This is a genomic window from Pseudomonas sp. WS 5071, from assembly GCF_012985765.1.
Lineage (GTDB): Bacteria > Pseudomonadota > Gammaproteobacteria > Pseudomonadales > Pseudomonadaceae > Aquipseudomonas > Aquipseudomonas lundensis_A.
In genome coordinates, this window is sequence record NZ_JAAQWY010000013.1 from 108,075 (window position 1) to 123,481 (window position 15,407).

17 protein-coding genes are annotated in these 15,407 nt (G+C 59.0%); all 17 read left to right on the forward strand.

Translation table 11 applies throughout. The annotated features are described in order from the left end of the window. Positions 1-33 precede the first annotated feature (33 nt). Positions 34-387, forward strand: coding sequence for a VOC family protein (locus HBN61_RS10435; RefSeq protein WP_094992899.1), 354 nt, complete (start codon positions 34-36; stop codon positions 385-387). 595 nt (positions 388-982) lie between these two features. Beyond that, positions 983-1,996 (forward strand): undecaprenyl-phosphate 4-deoxy-4-formamido-L-arabinose transferase, encoded by a 1,014-nt coding sequence (arnC, locus tag HBN61_RS10440; protein ID WP_094992900.1) that lies wholly within the window; start codon positions 983-985, stop codon positions 1,994-1,996. Beyond that, positions 1,993-3,984: a bifunctional UDP-4-amino-4-deoxy-L-arabinose formyltransferase/UDP-glucuronic acid oxidase ArnA gene (gene arnA / locus HBN61_RS10445; protein WP_094992901.1), complete on the forward strand. Its 1,992-nt coding sequence runs from the start codon at positions 1,993-1,995 to the stop codon at positions 3,982-3,984. Before arnC ends, arnA begins: the two co-directional genes overlap by 4 nt. Further along, positions 3,984-4,868 carry a 4-deoxy-4-formamido-L-arabinose-phosphoundecaprenol deformylase gene (arnD, locus tag HBN61_RS10450; protein WP_170046714.1) on the forward strand — a complete coding sequence of 295 codons (885 nt, stop codon included), beginning with the start codon at positions 3,984-3,986 and terminating at the stop codon, positions 4,866-4,868. Before arnA ends, arnD begins: the two co-directional genes overlap by 1 nt. Positions 4,869-4,870: 2 nt before the next feature. After that, positions 4,871-6,517, forward strand: coding sequence for a lipid IV(A) 4-amino-4-deoxy-L-arabinosyltransferase (arnT, locus tag HBN61_RS10455; protein ID WP_524539071.1), 1,647 nt, complete (start codon positions 4,871-4,873; stop codon positions 6,515-6,517). Next, the gene (gene arnE, locus HBN61_RS10460; RefSeq protein WP_094992904.1) at positions 6,514-6,858 is read left to right on the forward strand and encodes a 4-amino-4-deoxy-L-arabinose-phosphoundecaprenol flippase subunit ArnE; all 345 of its coding nucleotides are present in this window, start codon (positions 6,514-6,516) and stop codon (positions 6,856-6,858) included. Before arnT ends, arnE begins: the two co-directional genes overlap by 4 nt. Beyond that, entirely contained in the window at positions 6,855-7,262 is a 408-nt protein-coding gene (arnF, locus tag HBN61_RS10465; protein WP_094992905.1) for a 4-amino-4-deoxy-L-arabinose-phosphoundecaprenol flippase subunit ArnF, read from the forward strand. Before arnE ends, arnF begins: the two co-directional genes overlap by 4 nt. Continuing rightward, positions 7,259-8,632 (forward strand): UDP-glucose dehydrogenase family protein, encoded by a 1,374-nt coding sequence (locus tag HBN61_RS10470; protein WP_094992906.1) that lies wholly within the window; start codon positions 7,259-7,261, stop codon positions 8,630-8,632. Before arnF ends, HBN61_RS10470 begins: the two co-directional genes overlap by 4 nt. Positions 8,633-8,706: 74 nt before the next feature. Next, positions 8,707-10,314, forward strand: a complete 1,608-nt coding sequence (locus HBN61_RS10475) for an ArnT family glycosyltransferase (protein WP_170046716.1) — start codon at positions 8,707-8,709, stop codon at positions 10,312-10,314. Positions 10,315-10,384: 70 nt separating this feature from the next. Continuing rightward, positions 10,385-10,948: a nicotinamide riboside transporter PnuC gene (pnuC, locus tag HBN61_RS10480; protein ID WP_094992908.1), complete on the forward strand. Its 564-nt coding sequence runs from the start codon at positions 10,385-10,387 to the stop codon at positions 10,946-10,948. Then, positions 10,945-11,469: an ATP/GTP-binding protein gene (locus HBN61_RS10485; protein ID WP_170046717.1), complete on the forward strand. Its 525-nt coding sequence runs from the start codon at positions 10,945-10,947 to the stop codon at positions 11,467-11,469. The genes pnuC and HBN61_RS10485 overlap by 4 nt, the downstream gene beginning before the upstream one ends. Positions 11,470-11,793: 324 nt before the next feature. Beyond that, the gene (fapA, locus tag HBN61_RS10490) at positions 11,794-12,255 is read left to right on the forward strand and encodes a functional amyloid chaperone FapA (protein ID WP_094992910.1); all 462 of its coding nucleotides are present in this window, start codon (positions 11,794-11,796) and stop codon (positions 12,253-12,255) included. 1 nt (position 12,256) lies between these two features. Beyond that, complete coding sequence (gene fapB, locus HBN61_RS10495) at positions 12,257-12,820, forward strand: fibril amyloid subunit FapB (protein ID WP_094992911.1); 564 nt, start codon at positions 12,257-12,259, stop codon at positions 12,818-12,820. Between the two features lie 67 nt (positions 12,821-12,887). Then, positions 12,888-13,649, forward strand: a complete 762-nt coding sequence (gene fapC / locus HBN61_RS10500; RefSeq protein ID WP_170046718.1) for an amyloid-like fimbrin subunit FapC — start codon at positions 12,888-12,890, stop codon at positions 13,647-13,649. A gap of 60 nt (positions 13,650-13,709) precedes the next feature. Further along, positions 13,710-14,390 (forward strand): fibril amyloid maturation endopeptidase FapD, encoded by a 681-nt coding sequence (gene fapD, locus HBN61_RS10505; RefSeq protein WP_094992913.1) that lies wholly within the window; start codon positions 13,710-13,712, stop codon positions 14,388-14,390. Positions 14,391-14,436: 46 nt separating this feature from the next. Beyond that, complete coding sequence (fapE, locus tag HBN61_RS10510) at positions 14,437-15,207, forward strand: fibril amyloid subunit FapE (RefSeq protein WP_170046719.1); 771 nt, start codon at positions 14,437-14,439, stop codon at positions 15,205-15,207. Positions 15,208-15,219: 12 nt separating this feature from the next. Further along, on the forward strand, positions 15,220-15,407 hold a 188-nt coding region (locus HBN61_RS10515), incomplete at its 3' end, for a transposase (protein ID WP_524539063.1).

Below are 15,407 nucleotides of genomic sequence, written 5' to 3' on the forward strand. Positions count from 1 at the left end.
TCACTCTCTGGCGCCCACCTCAAGGAGAGAACCATGGACACAGATGCTCGCCAGCACGCCATCGACAATATCGAATTCAATGTCAGCGATATTCAACGCAGCAAAGCGTTCTATGGCACAGCACTGGGCTGGACCTTCACGGATTTCGGCCCTACCTATTGCGAATTCAGCGATGGCCGGCTCAAAGGCGGTTTCACCACGGGAGAAGCGGTTCGCCCGGGGGGACCGCTGATCATTGTGTACACCCATGACCTGCTGCAAACCCAGCGCGACATCATTGCCGCGGGAGGGACCGTGACCCGACCGGTTTTTGATTTCCCCGGCGGGCGGCGGTTTCACTTCAGCGATCCGGATGGTTATGAGTTGGCCGTCTGGACCCAAACATGATGCATGCATCCCCGGCAGGCGGTGACTGGCATCCTCCGTTGCTGTCCAGGCAACCCCGGCAAACGTTCGTGACTCCACATTCACAGGCCTAAACCCTGCGCGGCAATCCCTGCATGAACTAAAACCCCGGCAACAGCGTCAATGGCTGTGGCCGGCGCCATCTGACTGGTGATTAACGCGATTAAATGCATGTTGGCATTAATGACTTAGTTGTTTGGTTAGTTAGCTTGCTTAGCGAATTAACCGACCTTTAATTGCCAGGCAGTGACCTTCAGAAGAAAGCTGCAGATTGCAAGCTAATTAACTTACAGGGCGCTAACTACTTTCCTGAATAGCACCTGTCAGGTTGCTGAAAAACATGCCGTGTTGATCTGTCTTTCATAGGTTTTTCACAAAAGTGCGTTTAACGTATGCGCTGTCGTGGCGAGCCAGTTACCAGAGTTCGTAGGCAAATCATGTAGATAACCGACTTCGGCGTCTTTACCTTTGCCAACAATAGGCTTAAATCCCTGTGGGCGTAATTCTGCAGTGCGCCTGTGTGTGTCGGGTTAAGACCTGTCGTCTTGTGCCATTGAAACTGACTGGAACGAATACTTTGAAACCCTACCCCATCCAGTGTGTGTCGATCGTCATTCCGGTCTACAACGAAGAACAAAGTTTGCCCGAGTTGCTGCGGCGCACCGAAGCCGCCTGTGCACAGCTGACGCAACCCTATGAGATTGTGCTGGTGGACGATGGCAGTCGCGATGAGTCGGCCAGCATCCTGCAAGAAGCCGCAGAGCGCGAAGGCAGCCCGGTGGTGGCGGTTATTTTGAACCGTAACTACGGGCAGCACGCTGCAATCATGGCCGGTTTCGAACATTCCAGGGGCGATGTCGTCATCACTCTGGACGCTGACCTGCAAAACCCGCCGGAAGAAATCCCGCGCCTGGTGGCCCAGGCCGCATTGGGCTACGACGTGGTCGGTACCGTGCGCAATAACCGTCAGGACTCCGCCTGGCGCCGTTGGCCTTCACGCCTGATCAACCTTGCGGTGCAGCGCTCCACCGGGGTCGCCATGAGCGACTACGGCTGCATGTTGCGCGCCTATCGCCGCACCATCGTCGACGCCATGCTGGCGTGCCGCGAACGCAGCACCTTCATCCCGATTCTGGCCAACAGCTTCGCGCGGCACACCACCGAAGTGCTGGTCGAGCATGCCGAGCGCGAGCACGGCGACTCCAAGTACAGCCCCATGCGCCTGATCAACCTGATGTTCGATCTGGTGACCTGCATGACCACCACGCCGTTGCGCCTGCTGAGCATCATCGGCTTCAGCATGGCCCTGCTGGGCGGCCTGTTCGCGATCCTGCTGATCGTATTGCGCCTGATCTTCGGCGCCACGTGGGCCGGAGACGGTACCTTCGTTCTGTTCGCGGTGTTGTTTGTGTTCACCGGCGGGCAATTTATTGGCATGGGCCTGCTGGGTGAATACCTGGGCCGCATGTACAGCGATGTGCGGGCACGCCCACGTTTCTTTATCGAAAAAATCGTGCGCGCCGCACCTGCCAGCGCTGACGTTTCGACCACGCCTTCTTCTATTCCTACCTCGACACAGGTCCAATCATGAGTTTGAAAGCCGTAGTTTTCGCCTATCACGATATTGGCTGCACTGGCATTGAAGCCCTGCTCAACGCCGGTTATGAAATCGCAGCGGTGTTCACCCATGCTGACGACCCGAAGGAAAACAATTTTTACGGTTCAGTTGCTCAGTTGTGTGCGCGCAAGGGTATCCCGGTGCATGCGCCGGAAGACGCCAACCACCCCTTGTGGGTCGAGCGCATTCGCAAACTGAACGCCGATTACATTTTCTCGTTCTACTACCGCCATTTGCTGGGCGAGGAATTGCTCGCCAGCGTCAGTAAAGGCGCCTTCAACCTGCACGGCTCGCTGTTGCCGCGCTACCGTGGCCGCGCGCCCGCTAACTGGGTGCTGGTCAACGGCGAGACCGAGACCGGCGTAACCTTGCACCGCATGGTCAAACGCGCGGATGCTGGCGCCATTGTGGCCCAGCAACGGGTCAGCATCGAACGCTCCGACACCGCGCTGAGCCTGCACGCCAAACTGCGCGAAAGCGCGGCAACCTTGTTGGCCGAAACCTTGCCACTGCTGCCTGAAGGCAAGCTGACCGAGACCCCGCAAGACGAATCCAAAGCCACCTACTTCGGGCGTCGCACCGCCGCTGACGGCCTGTTGCAATGGGCGCGCCCGGCAGAAGAATTGTTCAATCTGGTGCGGGCAGTCACCCAACCGTATCCGGGCGCTTTCTGCGCAGTGGGCGAGCACAAACTGATTGTCTGGGCCGCCGAGGTAATGCCCGGCAATGAAGGTCTGGCACCGGGCCACGTCATCAGCTGTGAGCCGCTGCGTATCGCGTGCGGCAAAGACTCGCTGGTCATCACCGCCGGGCAGCGCAACGCCGACGGCCTGTACTTGAGCGGCCCGCAACTGGCCCGAGAACTGGGTCTGGTAGACGGCTCGCGGCTGCGCGGCAGTGAGTCCGGGCGCCCTGCCCGCCGTACCCGCGTGCTGATCCTCGGGGTTAATGGTTTTATCGGCAACCACCTGTCCGAGCGCCTGCTGCAGGACGACCGCTACGAAGTGTACGGTCTGGACATCGGCTCCGACGCCATTGACCGCCTGCGCAGCCACCCGAACTTCCATTTTGTGGAAGGTGACATCAGCATCCACACCGAGTGGATCGAGTACCACATCAAAAAATGCGACGTGGTACTGCCGCTGGTCGCCATTGCCACGCCGATTGAGTACACCCGTAACCCGCTGCGCGTGTTCGAACTGGACTTCGAAGAAAACCTCAAGCTCGTCCGTTACTGCGTCAAGTACAACAAGCGTGTGATCTTCCCGTCGACGTCCGAAGTGTACGGCATGTGCCAGGACAAGAATTTCGACGAAGACACCTCCAACCTGATCGTCGGCCCGATTAACAAGCAGCGCTGGATCTACTCCGTTTCCAAGCAGTTGCTGGACCGCGTGATTTGGGCCTATGGCCAGAAAGGCCTGAAATTCACCCTGTTCCGTCCGTTCAACTGGATGGGCCCACGCCTGGACCGTCTGGATTCGGCACGGGTGGGCAGCTCGCGCGCCATTACCCAACTGATCCTGCATCTGGTGGAAGGCACGCCAATCCGCCTGGTGGATGGCGGTGAACAAAAGCGTTGCTTCACCGACGTGGCCGATGGCATCGAAGCATTGGCACGCATCATTGAGAACCGCGACGGCAAATGCGACGGCCAGATCATCAACATTGGCAACCCGGAAAACGAAGCCAGCATCCGTCAACTGGGCGAAGAGTTGCTGCGTCAGTTCGAAGCACACCCGCTGCGCGATAACTTCCCGCCCTTCGCCGGTTTCCGCGACGTCGAAAGCCAGTCGTTCTACGGCACCGGTTACCAGGACGTCAGCCACCGCAAACCGAGCGTTGAAAACGCCCGTCGCCTGATCGACTGGACGCCGACCACCGAGCTGAGCGAAACCATTGGCAAGACTCTGGACTTCTTCCTGCGTGAAGCCATGGTAGAAATCGCGGAAAAACGCTAATGCAAGCAGGCCTGCGTATCGACGTCGACACGTACCGCGGAACCCGTGAAGGGGTTCCGCAACTGCTCGAACTGCTGGATGAAGCTCAGATCAAAGCCACGTTTTTCTTCAGCGTTGGGCCGGACAACATGGGCCGCCATTTGTGGCGGCTGATAAAGCCCCAATTCTTTTGGAAAATGCTGCGCTCCAAAGCCGCCAGCCTGTATGGCTGGGACATTTTGCTGGCGGGTACGGCGTGGCCGGGCAAGCCGATTGGCAAGGATCTGGGGCATTTGATGCGCCAGGTCCTGGCCGCAGGCCATGAAGTGGGCCTGCACGCGTGGGATCATCACGCCTGGCAAGCCAACGCCGGGCGCTGGTCGCAAGCGCAATTGATCGAGCAGATCCGTCGAGGGGTCGAGACCCTGAGCGACATCACCGGGCAAGCAGTCGAGTGTTCGGCTGCCGCTGGCTGGCGCGCAGATGAGCGTGTGGTTGAGGCCAAGCAGGCCTTTGGTTTTCGTTACAACAGTGATTGCCGCGGGCACAGCCTGTTCCGGCCACGACTGGCCGATGGCCAGCTGGGCGCGCCGCAAATCCCTGTCGATTTACCCACCTTCGATGAAGTGGTGGGTCCGCACCTGAGTGCGGCTGACTTCAACGCCTACATTCTTGATCGCTTCAGCCCACAAAAGCTGAACGCGTACACCATTCATGCAGAAGTAGAAGGGATTCTTATGGCAAACGACTTCCGGCAGTTGCTGGCACAAGCCCGCGCCCGCGGTATTCATTTTCAGCCTTTGCGCGATCTGTTACCCGCCGATCTCGACAGTATTGCGGCCGGGCAACTGAGCCGTGGCGTGCTGGAAGGCCGTGAAGGCTGGCTGGGAGTGCAACAGCCATGACGATGAATCGCTGGGCTATCCCGTTGTTGATGTTGGCTTTTGTCGCGTTCTACCTGCTGCCGCTGGGCACCCACGGTTTGTGGATCCCGGATGAAACACGTTACGCGCAGATCGGCCAGCAGATCCTCATTGATGGCAATTGGGTCACACCGCACTTCATGGACCTGCGCTACTTCGAAAAACCGATTGCCGGTTACTGGATGATCGCCATCGGGCAGGCCATTTTTGGCGAAAACCTGTTTGGGGTACGCATTGCCTCCGCGCTGGCCACTGGCCTGAGCGTGTTGCTGGCATACCTCGTGGCACGCCGCTTGTGGAATGACCCGCGCAAGAGCGTTGCCTGCGCGCTGGTGTACATGACCTTCGGCCTGATTGCCGGTCAGGCGGGCTATTCCAACCTCGACCCGCAGTTCACCTTTTGGGTCAACCTGAGTCTCGTTGCATTGTGGTTTGCGGTGGACAGCCGCACCGTGCGCGAGCGGACCATCAGTTGGGCCGTATTGGGTTTCGCCTGCGGCATGGGCTTCATGACCAAAGGTTTTCTGGCCTTTTTACTGCCGGTGCTGATCGCCCTGCCCTACATGGTTTGGCAGAAGCGCTTTCTGGAAATGGTCAAATACGGCCTGCTGGCCATGTTGGTCGCCGCCCTGGTGTCGCTGCCATGGGTGCTGGCGGTGCATGCACAGGAACCTGACTACTGGCGCTTCTTCTTTTGGCATGAACATATTCGTCGCTTCGCCGGTGAAGACGCGCAACACGGCCGCCCGTGGTGGTTCTACCTGCCGCTGTTGGTGATTTCCAGCTTACCGTGGGCCGCGTTGTTACCTGTGACCTTCAAAGATGCCTGGCACAACAGGCGCAACGCCAACGTAGTGTTTGTACTGTTGTGGATGCTGCTGCCACTGGCCCTGTTCAGCCTGAGCAAAGGCAAACTGCCGACCTACATCATGCCGTGCATGCTGCCGTTAGCCTTGCTGCTGGGTTACGCACTGATGCAACGCGTGGAGCACGCTCAAACCGGCGCCTTGCGCACCAATGCACTGGTTAACGTGTTGCTGGCTGGCGTGGCACTGGCGGCGTTGATCTATTTCCAGATCAAAACACCTTTCTACGACAACGAACCGCTGCACATGACCCTGTTGGTGATCGTGCTGCTGACCTGGATCGTCGCCGGTGCCGTGCAACTGTGGCGCCCGCTGACGCTGTGGGCAGCCCCGGCCCTGAGCATGGGTGTGCTGGTTCTGTTGCTGCCGGCGGCCATGCCCAGCAGCGTGGTGCATAACAAAATGCCGGACCAGTTCGTCCTTGAGCACCTTCAAGAGTTGGCGCCTGCCACGTCGCTGCTCAGCAACGACCTGGGCGCGGCCTCGGCGCTGGCCTGGCGCCTGCGCCGTCCGGATGTGACGTTGTACAACACCCAGGGCGAAGTGAAATACGGCCTGACCTACGACGACGCTCAAGGCAAAAGCATCGGCCTGGCCGAGGTCGGTCCATGGCTGACTGCTGCGCGCCTGAAAGGCCCGGTGGGCGTGGTGATGCGGGTGAAAAGCAGCGATGAGAGCCATGAAATGGACATGCTGCCCAAAGATGCCAAGCGCTACGACGAAGGCAACATGGTGATTCTGATCTTCCCGCAGAGCGCGCCATGACCCTTGCGTTATTGCTCATGGCCTGTGTGCTGACCTGCGCCGGGCAGGTCGCACAGAAATATGCGGTCGAAAGCTGGCGTGGGGTGGATGTGGGCATGGCGGGCATGCTGCGCTCGCCCTGGTTGTGGCTTGCGTTGCTGTGCCTCGGGCTGGGTCTGCTGGTGTGGTTGCTGGTCCTGCAACGGCTGGAGGTCGGGGTGGCCTATCCGATGCTCAGCCTGAACTTTGTGCTGATTACGCTGGTGGCGCGCTACCTGTTCAAAGAACCCATCGACCTGCGCCACTGGTGTGGCGTGGGGCTGGTGATCGCCGGTGTGGCGCTGCTGGGGCAACACGCATGAGTCTGCGCCGTGGATTCACCTTTGCCATCGCCAGTGTGTTGCTGGTCAGCAGCGCCCAACTGGGTATGCGCTGGAGCATGACCCGCTTGCCTGAGCCGGCCCAATGGCTGAGCGCACTCAGTCAGGGGGATGTTTGGCTACCGGCGCTGGCCGTGGTGTGCGGCGCAATTGTGGCGTACGCACTGTCAATGCTGTGCTGGTTAATGGCCCTGCGCGATTTACCGCTGGGCCGGGCTTACTCGTTACTGAGCATCAGCTACGCCCTGGTGTATGTGTTGGCCGCCAGCCTGCCGATGTTCCATGAAAGCTTCACGCTTTCAAAAACGCTGGGCGTAACGCTGGTCATTTTCGGCGTGCTCACGATCAACTCTCGACGTACCCCAAGTTCCAGGAACTGCGCATGAAAATCAGTGTATTCGGTAGTGGTTATGTAGGCCTGGTGCAGGCGACGGTGTTGGCGGAAGTCGGTCACGATGTGATCTGCATGGACATCGACCACAACAAGGTTGAGCTGTTGCAGCAAGGTCATGTCAGCATCTTTGAACCGGGGCTGAGCGCACTGGTGCGCGAGAACCTCGACAGCAAGCGCCTGCGCTTCACCAGCGATGAAAAGCTGGCAGTGGAACACGGTCAGGTCCTGTTCATTGCGGTAGGCACCCCGCCCAGTGAAGACGGATCGGCTGACTTGAGCGCTGTGTTTGCCGTGGGCGATGCAGTGGCCCGTCACCGTGAAGAACCTGTGATTTTGGTGGAGAAATCCACGGTCCCGGTGGGCACTGGCGACGCGTTGACCCTGCACATCAATAACGCCTTGAAACAGGCTGGCCGCACGCTGCCATTTGACGTGGTGTCCAACCCCGAGTTTCTTAAGGAAGGCTCGGCGGTGTCCGATTGCCGACGCCCGGACCGCATCATCATCGGCTGCGAACGCGAGCCAGTGCGCGAGGTCATGCGGGACCTGTACGCCCCGTTCAACCGCAACCATGACCGCATCATGTTTATGGACCTGCGCAGTGCGGAGCTGACCAAATACGCCGCCAACTGCATGCTGGCCACCAAGATCAGCTTCATCAATCAGATCGCCGAGTTGGCCGAACACCTGGGTGCCGACATTGAAGCCGTGCGCCTGGGCATTGGTGCCGATACGCGCATTGGCTATCACTTCATCTACCCTGGCTGCGGCTATGGCGGCTCCTGTTTCCCTAAAGACATGCGCGCGCTGATCCACAGCGCCAAGCAGGCCAACTGCTCAAGCGATTTGCTGCAGGCCGTGGAGGCCATCAACGAGCGGCAAAAGCACAAGCTATTCGAGCGCATCAACGCGTTTTTCAACGGTGACCTCAAGGGTAAAACCTTTGCCCTGTGGGGGCTGGCCTTCAAGCCCAATACCGACGACATGCGCGACGCCCCGAGCCGCGTGCTGATGCAAGCGTTGTGGGCGGCGGGCGCGCACGTTCGCGCCTTCGACCCGGAAGCCATGCAGGAAACCCAACGTCTGTACGGAGACGAGCCGCGTCTGAGCCTGATGGGCACGCCTGAATCCACCCTGACCGGTGCCGATGCACTGATCGTGTGCACCGAGTGGCAGCAATTCAAGGCACCGGACTTTGACCTGATCAAACAGCGCCTGAAAACCCCGGTGATTTTTGACGGCCGCAACCTGTACGACGGCGAGCGGCTGGCCAAAGCCGGTTTGCAATACTTCCCGATGGGCCGTGGTGAATCCTGCAACTTGCCGGTATCGCCCTCAATGCCTCTAGCGGCAAGCGTTTAAAGCGTTCGCAGCGCCGCCATTGGTAACAGTGGCGGCGTTTTTTTGTGCATTTTTTCAGGTACAGGAAACTCCGCATGCCTGCCCATTCATCCCGTCTGGCTTTACACACGCAACGCAGGCAGTCCTTGATTCTGGGCGCCCTGGCGCTGCTGCTCTTTGTGTTGGGAGAGCACAATCAGGCAGCGATCGGCTTTGATTCGCGCTTTATTCTGTTCGCCAAGGAAATGCTGCGCCACGGGCCAAGCTTCTTTCCCACCACCTATGGCCAGCCCTATCCCGACTACAGTGCCACCTCGACCCTTTTCATCTGGTTACTGTCGGCCCCCTTCGGTCAGGTCACGAGCCTTACGGCGTGGTTGCCCACTGCGCTTGCCAGCGCTGTGATCGTAATGCTGACCTGGAGCCTGGTGGCGCCTCATTCACGTCAGTGGGCACTGATGAGCGTCGCTTTGCTAGTGCTGAGCATGACGTTTATCACCGAAACCCGCGCCGTTTCGCTGGACCAAATGCTGGCCGCTGTGAGCCTCGGGGTCTTTTATCTGGCCTACGCCCACGACCACTTGGCAGCCCCCCGTCGACACGCGGGTTTGCTGGCGTTGTTGGTTCTGGGGTTTGCCATCCGCGGCCCCATCGGCCTGGTCATTCCTGCTGGCATGCTCTGCGTTTATTACGTACTCAGCGGCCAATGGCGGCGGATGCTGACCACTGGCCTGCAGGCACTGGCCTTGCTCGTGGCATGCATCGGGGTCTTGCTGGCGCTGGCATGGGTCAGCGGCGGTGAAACCTTCGTCCGTGAAGTGATTCGCATGCAAGTGACCGGGCGCATGGACGGCACTGAAGGCGCCAGCAGTGTGCTGTATTACTTCACCAGCTCCATCGGCAACTATGCGCTGGCATACCCGTTGGCGGCGCTGGTGCTGCTTACCCTTACGCTGACCGGGCGCACACAGACCGGTGCAGCCTTGACGCTGGTCAAGTACTGCGCGGGTGCCGGGTTGATCGTGATGATCGGCCTGTCGATCCCCCAAGCCAAAAAAGCCCGTTACCTGCTGCCCATGTTGCCCATGGCGGCGATCATTGCGGCCTACCCTTTTCAAGTGACGCAGGGGCGCGCATTTATGTTGTTGCGCGGCGTCACACTGGGCCTGTTCCTGCTCATGCCGGGGCTGTTGATGGCGGGATTGGTCCTAGCCCGTCATCGCCTGGGAGAGCAATTACCAGAATTGACCACCGCCCTGGCCGTGCTCGGCCTGTTGCAGTTAGTGGCGGTGGGGGCGCTGTTCAAAGCGCAATGGCGCACCACCCTACTGGCTTTCTGCGCAGTACTGGCTGTGTGGTCGACCTTCATCATGGTCTACGAACCCTTCGAACGGCGTGTGTACGACACACGCGAATTCACCCGTGAGGCCATGCGCCTGATCGATCAAACACCCCTGCCATTGGTAGTGCACGGCATGGGCAAGGATGCCAAGGCCATCAAGTTCATGGTCAATGTTGACCGTGACGTGCAGCCCCTTTTCACTCAAACCCCGGCGCAATTGGAAGCCCTCAACGGGCAGGCGTGGATCATCATGGACCGCACCGACTATCAGGGCCTGCAAGGCACACTGCTGGGCAACACGGTCCCGGTACTCAGCGCACGCTTTGACAAGAATGAGGTGGTGCTGCTGAAAAAACCCTGACGGATCAAGTGCCCCAAAGGACTCTGCTGCGGTTACAATCCCCGGCTTTTCCCCACGCCAAGGAACCTCCATGTCAGGGCTTGAACTGTTTGCCGCTGCGCTCGGTGTCATCGCCGTCTGGTTGACAGTCAAACAGAACCCTTGGTGCTGGCCGATCGGGCTGGTCATGGTGCTGCTCTACAGCTGGATCTTCTTCGAAGTGAAGCTGTATTCGGACATGCTCCTGCAGGTGATTTACGCCGCGTTGCAACTGTATGGCTGGTGGCAATGGACCCGCGCCGGGACGCAACATCAAGGGCGTCAGGTCACGGCGCTCACGACCCGTCAGGTCTTGACCGGTTTGGCCATCGGCGCTGTGGGCAGCCTCGCGCTCGGCGCAGCCATGGCCCACTGGACCGACGCGGCACAACCCTGGCTGGATGCCGCGCTGACCGCCTTCAGTCTGGTTGCCCAACTGTGGATGGCGCAAAAACGCTTGCAGTGCTGGGCGTTGTGGTTCGTGGTGGATGTGATATTCGTCGGCCTTTTTGTCTACAAGGGTTTGTACCTGACCGCCGGGCTCTACGCGCTGTTCACGGTGATCGCGATTCAGGGGTGGCGCGACTGGCGTGTCGACCCGGCGTTGCGCACATGAAGGTCGTGGTATTGGCGGGTCCGGAATCCAGCGGCAAGAGCTGGCTGTCCGCGCAGTTGCATCAACACTTCGGTGGCTTGCTGGTGGGCGAATACGTCCGTCACTTCATGGACGTTCACCCACGGGACACCTGCCTGGCCGATATCCCGGACATCGCCCGCGGGCAATTGGCTTGGGAGGACGCAGCCCGTGCGCAACAGCCCGATTTGCTGATCCTCGACACCCATTTACTGAGCAATATGTTGTGGAGCACCACCTTGTTCGGCGCTTGCCCGGATTGGCTGGAGCCTGAGCTGTTGAGCCGCCATTACGATTTGCATCTGTTGCTGTCCCCCGATGATGTGGAGTGGACCCCCGACGGCCTGCGCTGCCAACCCAGCCTGGCCGAACGCCAACATTTCTTCGAGCAAAGCCGGGACTGGCTGGAACGCCATGCCCAGCCCCTGCGCATTATTCGTGGGAACTGGCAGGACCGACAGTCATGCGCGCTGCACGCCGTCAGTCAGTTACTGGCCACTTGATACTGCTTTTCAAAGAAAAGTGTCCGCTGCTGATACACCCCAATGGCGCGTAACCCGTGCACAGCAAGGGGATCAGGGTCGCGGCGGGCGTGCTGTAACACCCTCGTTACACAGCCCTTAAAGCCTTAAATACCCTGTTGTGCCCCTGCTTCGATACCTGATTCGCTCACTGGCGCGTATCACGGTTGAAACAGCTCAGCGGTCGTGAACCTGCGATTCAACTGTAACGCTCTGATTTTAAATACCCTTTCAAAAGTGGCACAGCTTCTGCTCTCTCCTTCTCAACGCTGATCAGGGCCAGCGCATTGAAGAAGGAACGCTGTCATGGGGACTTCACGCACATTACTCACTCGTCATCTGCTTACGGCGTTCAGCCTGAGTGCAGTACTTGTGTGCGTAAGCGCCCAGGCTGATGGCACCGGCGAAATTGTGATTACGCGCCATGTTTACCCTCGCGCCGTCGGCAGCATTGTCCCGCCTCCTGATCCACACCCCACCACCGTCAATGCCAACCCAGGCGCTCAAATCACGGCAGTCACTTCACAACATGAACTGGGCGACGGTGATTTTGCCCGCGTCAGCACCGGGTCGAGCATTACCCGTGTCATCAACACCGGGACCAACAACCTGCCGGGTATGGTCAGCCAGGGCGGCAGTTTGCCCGGCTTGAGCGGCAGTGGCCGTACGGGGGGTGGCGGGGGCTCAATGGGCAGTCTGGGCGGCCAGATCAATCGCAGCATTGAGCAAGGCATGCGCCCCCTCAGCTCGATGGGCGGGGGTCAATAACATGAAAATCAGCATTCTGGTGCTCACCCTGCTGGCCTCCACTCAGGTGCTGGCTGACAACAACCAGGCCGACATCAGCGCCTCGGGTGCGCACTACACCGGCAACCTGATGATCAATCAGGCGGCGGGCAACCAACAGCAGCAGGTCAACAGCCGCGCCATTGCCATCGGTCATCAGGTTCAGACATCGGCCGGGATAACGCAGCAACTGTCCGGCTCAGCCGACCCGGCCATGAATGCTCGGGCCAGTATTGGCGGAGACTCATTCAGCCGGGGCAGCGGCATCCTGGGGGTTAACCAGTCTGCAGGTGCCAACAATCAAATGGTCAATGCTGTGCGGGTGGGTGTCAGTGCCATCGCGCAAAGCATGGACGACAACGCCCTTTCCCAACAGAACGTGGCGTTGCAACCGAACTCGGGAGCGGGATCACTCAACACGGGCAGCCGCCAGGTCGTCACCAGCGATCAGGCCTTCACCGGCAGCCGCGGAGTGGTTCAAGTCAACCAGAGTGCAGGGGTGGGGAACCGCATGGCTAACACCCTGAATCTACGGGTCACTCAGTGACTTGGTTAACACGCAGTGCATTAAAAACGCCAACACCTACTTAACCGATGAAGCACGGAGAATCACCATGAAACCAACAATGGCTCTTAAACCACTGGTCTTCGCTCTGGCTGCACTGATGGCCGTCGCTGCCCAGGCTGACAGCGGTCGCCCAGGCCCTACCCCAACCCCGACAGCCACCAATGGCGCCAGCGCCGTGGTTGCCGATGTGCAGGTCAGTCATGACAACAACATCGCCAACAACGGCACACTCAACGGTGCCAAGGTCAATGACTCGATCAAAAATACCAACGGCAACATCGGCGTAAACGCCGCGTCCGGCGCGGGCAACCAGCAGGATAACGCCACCGCCATTGCCAACAATGACCAAAACTTTGTGCTCGGCACCGCGGCTGCTTTGACCAGCGCCAGTCAGACCAGCAACTACAACAAAGTGAACAACCACGGTACCCAGAACGGCGCCACACTCAACGATTCGGTGCGCAACACCTCCGGCAACGTTGGCGTAAACGTCACCGCTGGCGACCTGAACCAACAGAAAAATAACCTGGCGATCGCCGTGTCGGGCGGCAATCTGGCAACCGCCAGTGCCGGGGCGACTCAAACCTCAAATAACCTGACCGTGGTCAACGACCTCAGCTCGGTCAGCACCCACACGCCATGGAGCGGTGGTTCTAGCAGCGCCCGCGTACCGGTGAGCAACAATTCCAACGTCAATGACTCCATCAAATACACCTCCGGCAACGTGGGTGCCAACGTTTCTGCCGGGGTGGGCAACCAGCAGAGCAATTCACTGTCCATCAGCAGTGTCGGCAAAACCGCCATGTAACATGGCGTACTGAAGGGCCTCTGAATCAGAGGCCCTTTCTTCGTGTGAGGTGGCTCCATCATGTTGCGAATCGCGCTCGCCCTGTTGCTTGGGTTAACCGGTATGGTGCAGGCCGCGCAGATGCCAGTCGCTGCCTTGCCAGGAGGCAACCTGATTTTTAAACCGGTACAAAGTATTCGAGAACGACGCTTCAGCGATCTGGTGGAACAAAAAACCGATTTCAGCTGTGGTGCCGCAGCGTTGGCCACTATCTTGCGTCAGGCCTACTGGCTGGATGTGGATGAAGACCACGTGATCAAGGGCATGCTGGTCAATGCCAACGAAGACCTGGTCCGTACCCAGGGTTTTTCGATGCTGGACATGAAGCACTACATCGAAAGTATCGGCATGCGCGCGCGGGGGTATCGCATCCCGGCCCAGAGCCTGCAAAACATCAATGTCCCGGTGGTCGTGCTGTTGGACATCCGGGGCTACAAGCATTTTGTGGTCCTGCAACGGGCTCAAGACAACTGGGTGTACATCGGCGACCCGGTGTTGGGCCACAAGCGGTATAGCCAGGAAGATTTTGTTAAAGGCTGGAACGGTATTGTGTTTGCCGTCATTGGTCCCGGTTATGACAAAACCAATGCACTTCGCACCCCACCGGTTCCGCTTTCGGCCAAGAACACGCTGGATGCGTTCAGCCCGGTCAAAGATGCCGAGTTGCTGGACTTCGGCTTTATCCAGAGTGACTTTTTTTAACGGCACACACTCACCATGGCGGGCAGGATGCTCCCGGGAGCAGCACATGAACATCCACTATTGGCTGGCGCTTAGTTGCCTGGCGACGTGCCTGCAAGTGCACGCAGAAACGCCATTCAAACCGATCGAGTTGAAAGATCAGGAACTGTCAGAGTTGCGCGGACGTTTTGTCATGCCCGGGCGCATTATCAGTTTCGGTCTGGTCATGAGTAGCACCTGGACGAATGCGCAAGGCACAACGATTGGGGCCAGTACGAGCCTGCAATTGCAAAATTCGGTCAAACCGCAGTTTTATGTGTCCACCTATTCGCAGCAAGGCACCCAGCAAGCCGGCAAATCCGATGTGGGCACCGGCACCGTGCTGGGGGGGGCCGGCCTGGGCAGTGGCCAGGGGGTGGTGCAGAGCGTGCGGGCCGCCGGTGATAACAACAGCGCGCTCAACAACGTCGACATCACCATCAGCCAATCCGGTCAAACACCGGCGATCAACCAACAAGGCAGTGTGTTGACGACCAATAACCCGGTTTTATTAAGCAACACGGCCGGTAGCGTCAGTGTGACGATGAACAGCGGAGCCATTCAAATGGCTATCGCTGCCAACAACAATCAGGGCAACTCGTTGCAACAAATCGCTCAAGGCGGCGTGTTACAGAACACTACGTTATTGGGCGGCGGCAATGCCGTGAATAACATGACTCAATTGAATATGGTACTGGGCAACAAACTGCCCAGTACCGACGGACTTAATTCAAACCTCAATCAACTAAGGAATCTCCGAACAAGCCTTCAGTTATGCGAGAATCCCCGCAACACCTGATCCGAGCCGCCCATGAGCCAGATGAGCTTTTCCGACTTTGAGTACGCCGGCAAGCGCAAGCAAACCCGCCGAGAGCGCTTCCTCGCCGAAATGGATCAGGTGGTGCCCTGGGCAGGCCTGCTGGAGCTGATCGAACCGTTCTACCCCAAGGCCGGCGGCGGTAGAAAACCCTATCCTCTGGAAACCATGCTGCGCATCCA

Bases quoted from the DNA above. Each gene is read 5' to 3' on its own strand.
- arnA (WP_094992901.1), top strand. From the start codon at position 1,993: ATGAGTTTGAAAGCCGTAGTTTTCGCCTATCACGATATTGGCTGCACT.
- arnD (WP_170046714.1), top strand. From the start codon at position 3,984: ATGCAAGCAGGCCTGCGTATCGACGTCGACACGTACCGCGGAACCCGT.
- arnE (WP_094992904.1), top strand. From the start codon at position 6,514: ATGACCCTTGCGTTATTGCTCATGGCCTGTGTGCTGACCTGCGCCGGG.
- fapB (WP_094992911.1), top strand. From the start codon at position 12,257: ATGAAAATCAGCATTCTGGTGCTCACCCTGCTGGCCTCCACTCAGGTG.
- pnuC (WP_094992908.1), top strand. From the start codon at position 10,385: ATGTCAGGGCTTGAACTGTTTGCCGCTGCGCTCGGTGTCATCGCCGTC.
- HBN61_RS10485 (WP_170046717.1), top strand. From the start codon at position 10,945: ATGAAGGTCGTGGTATTGGCGGGTCCGGAATCCAGCGGCAAGAGCTGG.
- arnT (WP_524539071.1), top strand. From the start codon at position 4,871: ATGAATCGCTGGGCTATCCCGTTGTTGATGTTGGCTTTTGTCGCGTTC.
- fapA (WP_094992910.1), top strand. From the start codon at position 11,794: ATGGGGACTTCACGCACATTACTCACTCGTCATCTGCTTACGGCGTTC.
- HBN61_RS10470 (WP_094992906.1), top strand. From the start codon at position 7,259: ATGAAAATCAGTGTATTCGGTAGTGGTTATGTAGGCCTGGTGCAGGCG.
- HBN61_RS10475 (WP_170046716.1), top strand. From the start codon at position 8,707: ATGCCTGCCCATTCATCCCGTCTGGCTTTACACACGCAACGCAGGCAG.
- HBN61_RS10435 (WP_094992899.1), top strand. From the start codon at position 34: ATGGACACAGATGCTCGCCAGCACGCCATCGACAATATCGAATTCAAT.
- fapC (WP_170046718.1), top strand. From the start codon at position 12,888: ATGAAACCAACAATGGCTCTTAAACCACTGGTCTTCGCTCTGGCTGCA.
- fapE (WP_170046719.1), top strand. From the start codon at position 14,437: ATGAACATCCACTATTGGCTGGCGCTTAGTTGCCTGGCGACGTGCCTG.
- arnF (WP_094992905.1), top strand. From the start codon at position 6,855: ATGAGTCTGCGCCGTGGATTCACCTTTGCCATCGCCAGTGTGTTGCTG.
- fapD (WP_094992913.1), top strand. From the start codon at position 13,710: ATGTTGCGAATCGCGCTCGCCCTGTTGCTTGGGTTAACCGGTATGGTG.